Annotated in this window: 8 protein-coding genes; 5 read left to right on the top strand and 3 right to left on the bottom strand. The window is 49.8% G+C overall.

Annotated features, from left to right (window positions below; translation table 11 throughout):
* Both ACYVGO_RS36320 and ACYVGO_RS36315 read left to right on the top strand, forming a co-directional pair.
* On the top strand, positions 1-2388 hold the full coding sequence (locus tag ACYVGO_RS36320; protein WP_460973609.1) for an ABC transporter permease: 2388 nt from the start codon (positions 1-3) through the stop codon (positions 2386-2388).
* A 94-nt stretch (positions 2389-2482) separates the two neighbouring features.
* A complete protein-coding gene (locus tag ACYVGO_RS36315; protein ID WP_460973607.1) occupies positions 2483-4858 on the top strand; it encodes an ABC transporter permease in 2376 nt (791 codons plus the stop codon).
* A gap of 320 nt (positions 4859-5178) precedes the next feature.
* Here ACYVGO_RS36315 and ACYVGO_RS36310 read toward each other — a convergent pair whose 3' ends face one another.
* Positions 5179-5625 carry a hypothetical protein gene (locus tag ACYVGO_RS36310; protein WP_460973605.1) on the bottom strand — a complete coding sequence of 149 codons (447 nt, stop codon included), beginning with the start codon at positions 5623-5625 and terminating at the stop codon, positions 5179-5181.
* A gap of 42 nt (positions 5626-5667) precedes the next feature.
* Here ACYVGO_RS36310 and ACYVGO_RS36305 point away from each other — a divergent pair, with 42 nt between their 5' ends.
* The gene (locus ACYVGO_RS36305; protein ID WP_460973603.1) at positions 5668-8085 is read left to right on the top strand and encodes an ABC transporter permease; all 2418 of its coding nucleotides are present in this window, start codon (positions 5668-5670) and stop codon (positions 8083-8085) included.
* Here the strand turns inward: ACYVGO_RS36305 and ACYVGO_RS36300 are convergent.
* Together ACYVGO_RS36300 and ACYVGO_RS36295 are read right to left on the bottom strand one after the other, a co-directional pair.
* Positions 8071-8499 (bottom strand): putative toxin-antitoxin system toxin component, PIN family, encoded by a 429-nt coding sequence (locus ACYVGO_RS36300; RefSeq protein ID WP_460973601.1) that lies wholly within the window; start codon positions 8497-8499, stop codon positions 8071-8073. The genes ACYVGO_RS36305 and ACYVGO_RS36300 overlap by 15 nt on opposite strands.
* Positions 8492-8689: a hypothetical protein gene (locus tag ACYVGO_RS36295; RefSeq protein WP_460973599.1), complete on the bottom strand. Its 198-nt coding sequence runs from the start codon at positions 8687-8689 to the stop codon at positions 8492-8494. Before ACYVGO_RS36295 ends, ACYVGO_RS36300 begins: the two co-directional genes overlap by 8 nt.
* A 94-nt stretch (positions 8690-8783) precedes the next feature.
* Between ACYVGO_RS36295 and ACYVGO_RS36290 the strand changes: the two genes are divergently transcribed.
* Positions 8784-11222 (top strand): ABC transporter permease, encoded by a 2439-nt coding sequence (locus ACYVGO_RS36290; RefSeq protein ID WP_460973597.1) that lies wholly within the window; start codon positions 8784-8786, stop codon positions 11220-11222.
* 123 nt (positions 11223-11345) lie between these two features.
* Positions 11346-13766, top strand: a complete 2421-nt coding sequence (locus tag ACYVGO_RS36285) for an ABC transporter permease (protein ID WP_460973595.1) — start codon at positions 11346-11348, stop codon at positions 13764-13766.
* The last annotated feature ends 42 nt before the right edge of the window (positions 13767-13808 follow it).

Genomic DNA, 13808 nt, shown 5'->3' with positions numbered 1-13808 from the left:
ATGCTAACCAACTACGCCAAAATCGCTATTCGGAGTTTGTTGAAGAACAAATTCTATTCGTCAATCAACGTTTTTGGTCTGGCGCTGGGCATGGCGTGTGCGTTACTCGTCGGGTTGTGGGTACACGATGAACTGAGTTATGATCGTTTCCTGCCCGGCGTTGAAAACATTTATAACGTACGGGTCAATTATGCGTTCAACGGTGGCCCGGTCGAAACGGCTATGTATACCCCCGGCCCGCTGAAAGAGGCCATTGAGCGAGATGTACCGGGCGTAGCAGCCATAACTAAACTCAATGATAGTGGGCCGATTCTGGTAAAAGCGATCAATGGTTCCAGCACCGAGAAATCGGCGAAGGAACAGGGAGAGTATGCGTCGTCCGATTTCTTTGATGTATTTGACTTGCCTGCACTTTATGGCAATCCCAAAGTCGCGTTAGGCCAGCTTAACCAGATCATTATTTCGCGCCGACTGGCCGAGAAATATTTTCCAAACGAAGTCGCCCTGGGCAAAACGCTCCAGATCGACAACCAGAAAAACTACACCGTTGGGGCTGTACTTGAAAATTTACCCAGCAACTCGACGCTTCAATTCGACTGGCTGACAAACTTCAAAAATTATGAGGAGCCGTGGATGAATGAGTGGGGCACAAACTCCGTGCTCATCTACGCACGCCTGAAGTCTGGCATAACCGTGGCTCAAACCGAGGCACTTCTGAAAGGCATTTTCCCACGCTACGCCAAGTTCAATAATCACGAGGCTCCCATTCTGCATCCCATGGCAGACATGCACCTCTATTCGGAGTATAAAAACGGGAAAGTGGTTGGCGGTCAGATTGAGTACGTTCGTATATTTTCCATCATCGCGCTGTTTATCCTGCTGATTGCCTGCATCAATTTCATGAACTTAGCTACGGCACGTTCGTCGGTTCGGGCGAAGGAAGTGGGGGTTCGGAAAGTAGTGGGTGCAGGACGTTCGTCGCTGATTGGGCAGTTTCTGAGCGAGTCGATCCTCACGAGTCTATTAGCCGTAGTGCTGGCACTGAGTTTTGTCTCCGCCATCTTACCAACATTCAATGCCCTGTTTGAAAAGCAGTTGACACTTGACCTAACCAACTCAACCCTTTGGTTTATCATTGCTGGCCTGGTACTAGTTACCGGCTTTTTATCGGGGAGCTATCCGGCGCTGTTTCTGTCGGCGCTGCAACCTATTAAAATACTGAAAGGTAGCGGTCCGTCGTCACGGTTGCAATTTGGTGCTGGCCCTGCTTTGTTCCGGCGGACGTTGGTGGTGTTTCAGTTTTCGCTCTCGATTTTCCTGATTGTCGGCATGCTGGTGGTGGGTAAGCAGATGAATTACCTCCGCACTAAAAACCTAGGCCTCGACCGGGAAAATGTGGTGTATATACCGTTGGAAGGAGCGCTGGCTCAGCCACAAACAATGGAACCCTATCGGCAGGCGATTTTACGCAATCCGTCTGTGACCTCGGCAACCTTGACGAATCGGCTACCCATCGATGTGCGGAGTAATTCAACTGACCTGAGCTGGCCCGGCAAAGACCCCAAGCGCTTGGTTAGTGTATCGGCCATGTCGGTAGGGAGCGATTTTATTCGAACAACGAATATCAAACTGCTTGGCGGGCGAGATTTTCGAGCAGGCAGTTTAGCCGACTCCTCGAATTACCTGATCAACGAAACAGCCGCTAAACTAATGGGGCTAAAAGCCCCAGTTGGTAAAGAAATTACGTTTTGGCGGGGTAAAGGGCAGATAGTGGGCTTGATGAAGGATTTCCATCTAAGCTCACTGCACCAGGCGATTACACCCTTAGTCGTGGTTTTCTATCCCGAAAATACAAGATACCTGCTTGTGAAAACGCAGGCGGGCAAAACCCAACAGGCCATTGCCGATCTGGAGCTGGCTAGCAAACAGTTCAATCCGACCTACCCGTTCACGTATCATTTCTTGGACGAAGCCTTCGAGAAGCTGTACAAGGCCGAACAGCAAATCAGCACACTTGTCAATTATTTCGGCATATTGGCTATCCTGATTTCGTGTCTGGGCTTATTTGCATTGGCCGCCTTTACGGCTGAGCAGCGAACGAAAGAAATTGGCGTTCGGAAAGTCTTAGGTGCATCGGTCGCCAGTATTGTTACCCTGCTATCGACCGACTTCCTGCGACTAGTGTTGATTGCCTTGGTGCTCGCATCGCCACTAGCATGGTGGGCGGTCAACAAATGGCTGGGTACGTTCGCCTACCAAACCGAACTAAGCTGGTGGATTTTCGGTCTGGCAGGTGCACTAGCTCTGCTGATTGCTTTCCTAACCGTAAGCTACCAGAGTATAAAAGCAGCGTTAATGAATCCGGTAACGAGTTTAAAAACTGAATGAGGGGAGGGACGAAGGGGAGGAAAGGAAAACAACAAAAGATTATTTCCCCTCTCTTCCCTTTCCTCCCCCTCTTCCCTTTCCTCCTCCTTTTCCTATGTTACGAAACTATCTCAAAATCGCGGTTCGGAGTTTGCTGAAGAACAAACTCTATTCGGGCATCAACGTACTTGGCCTGGCGCTGGGCATGGCGTGTAGTTTACTCATTGGCTTATGGGTAAAAGATGAACTCAGCTACGACCGGTTTCTACCCGATGCCGAGCGTATTATGTACGTTCGGGTCAACTTTCCTTACAATGGCGAGCTAGTCACCAACTCCGTTACGCCCGGCCCGTTGCAGGAAGCCATTGCGAAAGATATACCGGCAGTAGCTGCTGTCACCAAAATCAACTACGGCCCTGAGTTGTTGATCAAACCCGTTGGCAATCAGACAACAGGCGAAAAAGCAGCTAAAGAAAAAGGGCATTATGCCACCGATGACTTCTTCGGCGTATTCGACCTACCCGCCATTTACGGCAACCCAAAAACTGCGCTGGCCCAAACGAACCAGATTGTCATTACCCGAAAAGTAGCGGAGAAATATTTTCCGGCAGGGTTAGCTATGGGCAAAACCATACAACTCGACAACGACAAATTCTACGTGGTTGGGGCCGTTATTGAAGACTTACCCAAAAACTCCAGCCTGCAATTCGACTGGCTCGTAAACTGGAAAGTACAGGAGCAGGACTGGATGAAAACCTGGGGGAATAACTCGTTCTATACCTATGTCCGCCTAAAGCCGAATACAACCGTAGCGCAGGCCGAGGCTGCCATGAAACACATTTATCCGCGCTTTGCGGGTAAAAACTTCGAGACGGGCTTACCAACGCTACAACCCATTACCGATCTGCATCTGTACGCTGAATACAAAAACGGAAAAAGCGTTGGCGGGCGCATCGAATACGTCCGAATATTCTCCATCGTGGCGCTGTTTATCCTGCTGATTGCCTGTATCAACTTTATGAACCTGGCCACCGCTCGTTCAGCGAATCGGGCGAAGGAAGTGGGGGTTCGGAAAGTGGTTGGGGCACTACGTTCATCCTTAATTGGCCAGTTTTTGAGCGAATCGGTGCTGACGAGTCTGGTGGCTGTTGTACTGGCTTTAGGACTGGTTTGGTCTGTACTGCCCACTTTCAATGAGGTATTCGGGAAGCAATTAACGCTCAACCTCGCCGAGCCAATGCTGTGGGCTATCATTCTGGTTTTGGTGCTGGTTACCGGCTTTTTGTCGGGCAGCTATCCGGCCTTGTTCCTGTCCTCACTTCAACCGATTAAAATCCTGAAAGGTCGCCTGCAATTCGGTTCGGGCCCGGCGCTGTTTCGGCGGACGCTGGTGGTGTTCCAGTTTTCGCTCTCGATTTTCCTGATTGTCGGCATGCTGGTGGTAGGCAAGCAGATGAACTACCTGCGCACCAAAAATCTCGGCCTCGACCGGGAGGATGTGGTGTATGTACCGCTGGAAGGTGAAATTGCCCAACCCAAAAAAGTAGACGTTTTTCGGCAGGAAGTGATGCGGAAACCCTCCATTGCGTCGGCCACAACAACCATGTCGTTACCGGTCAATATTCAGAGCACATCCGGCGATTTGAAATGGCCGGGAAAAGATCCTAATCTGGGTACGAGTGTTTCGGTGATGGCCGTTGGGAGCGACTTCACCCGAACCATGAATATCAAGCTGGTGGCAGGACGTGATTTTCGGATGGATAGCCCGGCGGATTCGGCCCGGTATCTTATCAATGAAAGCGCGGCTAAACTGATGGGCATGAAAGATCCGGTTGGTAAAGAAGTGGAATTCTGGATGGGTAAAGGTCAGATTATCGGGCTGATGAAAGATTTCCATTTGAACTCACTCCATCAGGCAATTAGCCCACTCATTCTGGTTTTCAACTCAGCCAATACGAGTTACTTACTGGTAAAAACCCGCCCTGGACAAACCCAGCAGGCTATTGCCGATCTGGAGCAGTTATCGAAGGAGTTCAACCCGAACTACCCCTTTACGTACCATTTCATGGATGAAGAATATGAGAAAATGTACCGCAGTGAGCAGCAGGTGAATACGCTCGTCAATTACTTCGGGATACTCGCTATTCTGATTTCGTGCCTGGGCCTGTTTGCGCTGGCCGCGTTCACCGCCGAGCAGCGTACCAAGGAAATCGGGGTGCGGAAAGTATTGGGTGCCAGCATACCAAACATCATTGGCCTGCTCTCGACTGACTTTTTGAAGCTAGTCCTGATTGCCATTGTCCTGGCCTCTCCGTTGGCCTGGTGGGCGGTCAGTGAATGGCTCGGCACGTTCGCCTATCAAACAGATTTGGCGTGGTGGATTTTTGCTGTGGCAGGAGTACTAGCCATCACCATTGCCTTTTTAACCGTTAGTTATCAGAGCATTAAAGCGGCCATGGTGAATCCGGTAACGAGCTTAAAAAGTGAATAAATGATCTTAAACGGGATGAAGTAGCTTTTGCTTTTCTCTGCTCGCTGGTGGCCTAGCGCCTTCAGCGAGCAAGCCATTTTATGTATCTACGGGCTTTAGCCTGTTTTGCTTTGAAATTTGAAATAAAACACGGGCTAATTTGATTTGCATTAAATAACCGCATAAATAAAACTTATCCTTTTTGGGCTTTCACCCCCCCCACCCCCTGAAGGGGGCTTTTCTCCCCAGCGAACTAAGCCCCCTTCAGGGGGTGGGGGTTCTGAAGACTAGCAAAACGGCGGTTAATTAGTTCAAATCAATAAGCCCGTATGTACGTAAAATCATAAAAATGTATTTAAATCCAGTTGTAGAATGTCAGAAAAGGAGGATTCGGTCGTCAGGCCACCATCGCCAAAGCGATACCTGTACCATTGTTGGGTTTTATAGTTGAAGACGAATCCTTCCTGGATGCCGAACTCAGCACTGTCAATCAGCCGAATGATTTTACCAATGTCGTGTTTCAGACCCGTATTTTGGCAAACTTCAACAATAACTTTTGCCTGCTCAGATGAATGATCATAGAGGAGTAAATCAAGAACGGGTGTACTATAACCTTCCGTAAGCATGGTCTCCGGAAGAGGCTCAAATGAAATCTGTCCTGACCGGTAGAGTGGATACAACCCTGCCGTCAGCCGAGCAATAACGCTTTGATGAATAATGGGGGCGTTAACTCCCATCTCATCTTCCAGAACAAGGTTTTTAAGTGAAACTGGATTTGTGTAACTCATGCTTTTAAAACTCTGATTTTGACCAAAAGTAACTAAAATATCATGCTTCGCAACTACCTGAAAATCGCCTTCCGAACGCTCTGGAAAAACCGTACACACACGCTGATTAACATCGTGGGATTGTCGGTCGCCTTCGGTACCTGTGTGCTGTTATTCCTGACAGCTACGTTCGAATTATCGTACGATAACTTCCACACCAACGCCGACCGTATTTTCCGGCTCAACTTCCTGTCGACAAACCGCGATGGCACCGTTGATAAAGGCGCCACCATGCCTTACCCAATTTCACCTTCGCTCAAAGCCGAGTTCCCGGAGATCGAAGGCGTTACGCGCTGGTTTGACCGGAGCGCTAGTGTCCGTCGGAATAACCAGACCTACAACAAGGATGTCCGCATGGCCGATGCTGACTTTCTGAACATGTTCAGCTTCCCGCTCCAAAAAGGCAACGCAAACACGGCCATGAACAGCCTGAGCGATATTGTCATCAGCGAGAACATGGCCAAGGATATTTTTGGGAAGGAAGACCCAATTGGAAAGCCACTCCAACTCCGCATGGGCGATGCCTGGCAGGCATTTACCGTGACGGGCGTGGTGAGTAATGCGCCTAAAAACTCATCCATTGATTTTGATGCGCTGATCCGTAGTGAAAATGCCAGGGACTATCAGGAGTTTAAAACCCGCTGGGATCATGGCAACCACGATGTATATGTAAAGGTGAAAGCTGGTACGGACCCGCAAACGCTACAACGGCGGACGCAGGCGTTCATGAATAAATATTTCGCGAAGGACATCAAAGAACGGCAGAAACAGGGCTATCCTAAAAATGAACTGGGCTTCCAGCGAAGCCTGCTTCTGGAGCCCCTGCGCGATGTGCATTTCGATACGGTTACCACGCATGGCGGAGGTATCAGTCGGGCCTACGTGTACACGCTGTTACTCGTTGGTTTGTTTATTCTGGCGATTGCCTGCATCAATTTCATCAACCTGACCATTGCGCAGTCGCTCTCGCGGGCGCGGGAAGTAGGTGTCCGGAAATCGCTGGGCGCGAAACGGGCCCAACTATTCGGTCAAATCTGGGGCGAAACACTGCTACTGTGTTTTGTTGCACTGCTCATCGGCCTGGGCCTCGCCTACGTAACGTTGCCTACATTCAATCGCCTGTTCCGAAGTTATCTGGCCTTATCGGACTTCATGAAGCCTGTTGTTCTCCTGGTGACAGCACTGGGCTTTCTGCTCATTACACTGGTAGCGGGTGGTTATCCATCCTGGTTCGTGACGCGCTTCAACGCCGTGGAAGTGCTGAAAGGAAAAGTGAAGATGAGTCGTCCAGGTTTATTACGCAATTCACTCATCGTCACGCAGTTTACCATTGCCTGCCTGCTCATTGTGTGCACGCTAATTGTGCGCCAGCAGATTAGTTACCTGCAACAGAAACCGATGGGACTGGACAAGGAACAGGTAATCAGTATCCCGGTCGGTAATGAGTTGAATGGAGCGGAAACGCTGAAAGCAATGCGCGACCGACTGGCAAACCAACCTAACATCACAGCCGTATCGGGTTCGGGCGTTAACATCGGCGCTGGGTTAGACGGCAGTTCGTCGCGGATGATGTTCGGCTTCCAATATGACAAACGCGACATTACCTGCGATTGGCTGCGAATAGATACGGACTATCTGAAAACGATGGGCATCAAACTCCTGCAAGGCCGCGACTTCAGCCCAGCGTTCAGTACGGATTCAAGTTCATCGGTACTCATTACGCAAAGCATGGCCAAAGCACTGGGCGAAGCCAATCCGGTAGGTAAGTTCATCAAACCCGACAACAAAGAATACCAGATCGTGGGCGTTGTATCGGATTTTAACCTGTATTCATTGCATCAGGAAGCCAAACCCATTACGCTGCAAATGCAGTCGAATTGGCCAATAAGCTACATTCTGGTTCGGGTGAATCCGCAAAACCTGACGGGTGCTATGGAAACGGTTAAAAGCGTCTGGAAAACGATTGCGCCGAAGCAGGAATTCATTGGGTCGTTTCTGGATGCAAACACCGAACGCTGGTACAGAAAGGAACAGCGATTGGCTACTATATTCTCGTCGGCGGCTGGCATTGCCATTTTACTATCGTGCATGGGTCTGTTTTCCATTGCTCTGATCGCGATTCAGCAGCGGACGAAGGAAATCGGCGTTCGGAAGGTGTTGGGGGCCAGCGTTCCGAGCATTGTGGCCTTACTTTCCAAAGACTTCCTGAAATTGGTTGTAGCCGCCATTGTCATTGCCTCGCCCATTGCCTGGTACGCTATGGATAAATGGCTATCCGATTTCGCCTACAAAATTGACATCGAATGGTGGGTATTCGCGTTAGCGGGCTCATTGGCCATTCTCATTGCGCTGGTAACGGTGAGCTTTCAGAGTGTGCGAGCCGCGTTGATGAATCCGGTGAAGAGTTTACGAAGCGAATAAAGCCTTATATTGTTCTTCAAACTCTTCATAACGAAGAATAGAGACAGGAGGGAAATCAAGTCCTTTCAGTTGGTGTAAATGTTTGTCGTTGCTAATAATATGATCCGATTGGCTAGCGAGGTAGCAGTCGACAAACTTGTTATCGTCTTTATCATTTTCGACTAATTGCCAGAGAAATGAGGGGTCTTGTCGAATAACATTTGGGAGCAGCAACAAAAAATCAAGAGAGGCTTCGGTGCGTTCAACGCCGTATCGTCGAACTATTTGTTCGTGATATTCCGGTAGAATTTCATTGGATAAAGCCAGCTCGAATTTGTCTTGTAAAATAGCCAGGTATATCCAGTGGAATTTATAATTAGGAGCAAGCGATACCATGAAAATATTGGTATCAAGCACGAGACGAAGTTTATTCATTTAACCAACTTTCGAGGTCTTTTTCTGTAAGACTCTGCTGTTCAACAGCCTGCTGTACTTTAGTAATTAGCTTATCGGAAAAGTATTGAGCAAGCATTTTACGAATGGCCAGCAAATCTTCCTCACTAGGCTCAAATGAGTACACTTTTAATAACTCCAGTTGGAGCAAATTAAGTTTTTGAGTTTCCATGAATGCGCTGTTAATGACATCGCTGTAATGTACTTAACAAATATAAGAAATTTGAGACAGGCCGTCCTAGCCTTCTCATTAAACCAAACGCTCCATGCTACGAAACTATCTCAAAATCGCCCTGCGGAATCTGGCGAAGCACAAGGTTAATACGGGCATTAACGTGGCCGGGTTAGCCATTGGTATGGCGTGCTGCCTGCTCATTGTGATGTACGTTTCCGATGAGTTGAGTTATGACCAGCACTGGCCAAACGGAGCGCGTGTTTATCGGATGGCGCTCGAGCGGAAATACCCCGGCCGTAGCACTAAGTACGCGCTCATTCCGCCGTCGTATGCCCAATCGGTTAAGAAGGAAATACCGGAGATAGAGCAGGTAACCCGCATTTTTTCGGCGGGCACCAATGCGCCAGTACTCGTTAAACTGAATGGCCGAACGGTTGAAGAGAAGGACTTTATGGTGGTCGACTCAACCTTTTTTCAAGTGTTTCAGACACCCCTTCTGCACGGCAATCCCAATCAGGTGCTGAGTCGACCGAATACGGTTGTCCTGACCGAAAGCACGGCTAAACGGTTGTTCGGCCAGACAAATCCCATTGGCAAGATGCTGGAGATTGTGCAGGGGCCGAAACTGGAAGTAACGGGCATCTGCGCCGATCCGTCGCACAATGCTCATTTTACCTATAACTTCCTGTCATCTACGCGAGGGTTTCCGCAAGCCGAGCAAGTCAATCACATTGGGTTTTCGGCTTATACATACCTGCTTTTACGCCCGAACACACAGCCCGAAACGGTCGAAGCCAAGCTCCCGGCCGTAGTCGAAAAGTACGCAGCCGGTGAGGTCGAGCGCACGTTCGGTGTTTCTTATCGCGATTATCTTAAAGCCGGAAATGGGTATTTCTATTTTCTCCAGCCCCTTCCCAGCATTCACCTCGACTCACATCTCGAAGCCGAACTTCAACCCAATGGGAGTCGGTCGCTGGTCTCTATTTTTTCCATCATCGCAGGTTTCGTATTGCTGATTGCCTGCATCAACTTCATGAACTTAGCCACCGCCCGGTCGTCGGAGCGAGCGCGTGAAGTGGGTATCCGAAAATCGCTCGGCTCGACGACGCAGCAGCTGGCCGCTCAATTCCTGACCGAATCGGTCCTGCTGAGCCTGTTCAGTTTAGGCGTGGCTGCTTTTTTGGTAGCTAGTTTACTCACCCCGTTCAATACATTAGCCAGCAAATCGCTTACGTTAACCTCGCTGGTTCGATGGGAAACGCTGCCGCTATTGGTGGGCGGAGCTATTGCGGTAGGTTTGCTGGCAGGCAGTTATCCGGCGGGGGTGTTATCGGCCTTCGAGCCGATCAAAGTCCTGAAAGGCAAATTCAGTTCGACTCGCCAGGGGCATCTGTTACGAAACGGCCTGGTGGTGTTCCAGTTTGCCATATCGGTGCTCCTGATTGTCAGTACCATCGTCGTATTCAGCCAGTTGAATTTCATCCAGCAAAAAGAACTGGGCTTCACGAAAGAATCGGTTGTGAAGCTCAAAGGTGCTTTTTTTCTGGGCAACAACACCGAAGCCTTTAAGGCGGAAGTGGCTAAATTATCGGGCGTAACCGGCGTGGGGGGCACCACAAATACGCCCGGCGAAGATGGCTTTTTCGGCATTACGTTCCGTAAAAATGGCGAGAACGAAACCGTTACGGGAAAAGGCTGTGTGGTGGATGAGCAATACCTGCAAACGATGCAAATGAGCATGCTGGCCGGACGTCCGTTTAGTCGCCAGTTCGATGATTCGCTGTCGGTTATTTTAAACGAGGAAGCCGCCCGGCAGATTGGCCTGACAGATCCCATCGGGAAGCAGATAACCAGTCCCGACAACCTTGTGCAGCCGAATGGAAAACCCGTTACATACACGGTAGTGGGCATCGTTCGCAATTTTCACTTTGGCTCATTACACCAGCGCATTAGCCCCCTATTTGTTCTGAACGACCGTCTATTCAAAAAACTAGACAATCAACTCGTAGTGCGGGTACGTACCGATGAACCGGAAGCCATAGTCGGTCAGATGGAGAGCCTCTGGAAACGTTACCTCCCCGATCAACCCTTTCACTATTCCTACCTCGCCACCGACTGGAGTGATTTATACAAATCGGAACAGGTAGCCCAGCGAATCTTTGGTCTGTTTGCGATGCTGGCCATTTTCATTGCCTGCATGGGTTTGCTGGGATTGGCCATATATGTCATCCGGCTGCGTACCAAGGAGATCGGCGTTCGAAAAGTGCTGGGCGCATCCATTCCAAGTCTGGTTGCGCTGCTCTCGAAAGACTTCCTGAAACTGGTCTTAATCGCTATTGTCATTGCCGCTCCCGTAGCCTGGTACATCATGAGCCAATGGTTACAGGATTTTGCCTACAAGATTGACATGGAATGGTGGATGTTCGCCGTAGCCGGTCTGCTGGCAGTGAGCATTGCGCTATTGACCGTGAGTTTTCAAAGTATCAAAGCCGCGTTGATGAATCCGGTGAAAAGTTTAAAATCGGAGTAAAGAGGGAGAAAAGGGAGGAAGGAGGAGAGGGAGTAAAGGGAAAACGATAGCAACTCCTTGTATACCGCCCTCTCTTCCCTTTACTCCCCTTCCTCCCTTTTCTCCCCCTCCTCCCTTTCTTCTATGCTAACAAACTACGTTAAAATCGCCTGGCGGAATCTGGTTCGGTATCGAACCTATAGCCTGCTCAACATCCTGGGGTTATCGGTTGGGCTGACTTGTGGGATTCTTATTTACCTGACCACACAGTTTCACCTCAGTTTCGATGACTATCACGCGAAAGCCGACCGTATTTACCGCGTTGTCACCCAGATCAGGCACGACGATGTGCGGTTCTCGCGCGGAACGCCAAAACCGCTGGGAGAAGTTTTACGACGGGATTATCCGTTTCTGGAACAGGTGGCCCGAGTGGAACGCCTGCATGGGCGGATTGTTAGCGTCCCCAATCCCAAAGGTGGTTTTCTGGAAAAATTCGATGAAAGCAAGACCTTCTGTTTCGCCGAGCCGCAACTGTTCAGCGTGTTCGATTACGACTGGCTGATCGGTGATCCACAGTCGACCTTATCGGCCCCAAATTCGGTAGTGCTGACGAAGAAATACGCGCATAAATATTTCGGCACAGCCAACCCAATTGGCAAAACGCTGCGCTTCGATAACCAGGCAGATCTGACGGTAACGGGTGTCTTGAAAGATCATCCTGGCAATACGAACCTCACCTATGAAGCTTTTATTTCCTACAGCACCATTGCCAGTCTGGCCAACGCGAAGGAGTCATTACAGGCCTGGAACGACGTGAACAGTGAAGCGATGTGTTACGTCGTTTTACCACCCGATATGCCCGCCGACCGATTAGCCAGCGCGTTCCCGGCTATCCGAAAAAAGTATTATCAGGCCGATGATCAGAAGGTTTACGACTTTACCCTTCAACCACTCAGCGATGTTCATTTCAACACACAATATGGTGGTCGGATGAACAAAACGATTTTGTTCGCCATGACGCTGGTTGGGTTGTTTCTGGTAATATCAGCCTGTATCAACTTCATCAATATGGCCACGGCCCATGCGCTGAAACGATCCAAAGAAGTGGGTGTCCGGAAAGTGATGGGCAGTTCCCGCTGGCAGTTGTTTAGTCAGTTTATGACCGAAACGGCTATCATTACGCTGGTCGCTGTGGTCGTCGCGCTGTTTTTTTCCAATCTGGGCCTTCCGGCCATGAACAAGGCCATGTCAGTATTCAACGCCACGATGGTACTGACGGATTTGTTGAATCCGAAACCGCTGGCCATGATGATTCTGGGCGTGGTGTTCGTTATTCTGCTGGCTGGTTTTTATCCGGCGCTGATGATGGCGGGCTTCAATCCAATCACCGCCCTGCGGGGTCGACTAACGACGCAGGCCGTTGGTGGCTTTTCGGTACGCAGGGGCCTGGTGGTGGTTCAGTTTTTCATGACGCAACTGTTCACTATTGGCGTTGTTGTGGTGATGACCCAACTGCGCCACGTCCGGCAGGCCGATCTTGGTTTCGTGAGCGACGGCATTGTGCTTGTCGATTTACCGAACGCCAAATCAGCTCAGAACGACCCGCTGAAACAGGAAACGTTCCGGCAACAACTGCTTCAGATTTCGGGCGTTCAGGATGTGGCCCTGGGCAATCAACCGCCAGCATCGGGCAACATCAATCAGTTTCCATTCGTGTATGACACCCGAACAAAGCCCGAAGGATTTGATGTCCAGTCGAAAATCGGCGATCCTAATTACCTGCCCCTATTTGGCATGAAACTGTTGGCCGGTCGCAATTTCCGTCCAACCGATAGCACTTCTCAGGAGGTGATCGTGAACGAAACGGTCGTTAAGCGATTGGGCAAACTGTCGCCCGGCGATGTGCTGGGCAAGCGGTTTCGAATCTGGGATACCGACAAAACGATTGTGGGCGTGGTCAATGACTTTTACACCAATTCGTTGCGAAACAGTGTAAAACCCGTTGTCATCGTCAACGACCTGGCCCAAAGCCATATGGTTGCGGTGAAAGTAAGCGTCACCGACTTACCTAAAACGCTGAAAACAGTCGAAGCCACGTACAGCGATTTCTTCCCGGAAAAGGTCTTTAGCTACCAGTTTGTTGACACTATTCTGGACGAATTTTACCGGGGTGACCGGATCATGCTCGCCCTAACGCAGGTATTTTCGCTAATCGCCATTCTGATTGGTTGCCTGGGCATGTATGGCTTAGTCTCGTTTATGGTCGAGACCAAGAGCAAAGAAATTGGTGTACGCAAAGTGCTGGGCGCTAGTGCCTTTCAGGTTGTCTGGCTGTTTGGCCGGGAATTTGGTCGATTGGTTCTGCTGGGTTTTCTGCTCGCTGCTCCCCTCGGGTGGTGGCTCATGAATGCCTGGCTACGGGATTATGTCTACCGCATCCAGATTCAAGTCTGGATGTTCGGGCTAACAATTGTCCTGGCCGCCCTGATCACACTCCTAACCGTCTCATTCCAGTCCGTAAAAGCAGCTTTGATGAATCCAGTTAAAAGTTTAAAAATGGAGTAAAGGGATGAGGGGGAAGAAAGGGAGGAAAGGAAAACAACAAAA

It is taken from the genome of Spirosoma migulaei, assembly GCF_054776855.1.
The sequence above is the reverse complement of the archived record's forward strand: the minus strand, read 5'-3'. Positions and strand labels throughout refer to the sequence as shown.

Bases quoted from the DNA above. Each gene is read 5' to 3' on its own strand.
- ACYVGO_RS36320 (WP_460973609.1), top strand. From the start codon at position 1: ATGCTAACCAACTACGCCAAAATCGCTATTCGGAGTTTGTTGAAGAAC.
- ACYVGO_RS36315 (WP_460973607.1), top strand. From the start codon at position 2,483: ATGTTACGAAACTATCTCAAAATCGCGGTTCGGAGTTTGCTGAAGAAC.
- ACYVGO_RS36310 (WP_460973605.1), bottom strand. From the start codon at position 5,625: ATGAGTTACACAAATCCAGTTTCACTTAAAAACCTTGTTCTGGAAGAT.
- ACYVGO_RS36305 (WP_460973603.1), top strand. From the start codon at position 5,668: ATGCTTCGCAACTACCTGAAAATCGCCTTCCGAACGCTCTGGAAAAAC.
- ACYVGO_RS36300 (WP_460973601.1), bottom strand. From the start codon at position 8,499: ATGAATAAACTTCGTCTCGTGCTTGATACCAATATTTTCATGGTATCG.
- ACYVGO_RS36295 (WP_460973599.1), bottom strand. From the start codon at position 8,689: ATGGAAACTCAAAAACTTAATTTGCTCCAACTGGAGTTATTAAAAGTG.
- ACYVGO_RS36290 (WP_460973597.1), top strand. From the start codon at position 8,784: ATGCTACGAAACTATCTCAAAATCGCCCTGCGGAATCTGGCGAAGCAC.
- ACYVGO_RS36285 (WP_460973595.1), top strand. From the start codon at position 11,346: ATGCTAACAAACTACGTTAAAATCGCCTGGCGGAATCTGGTTCGGTAT.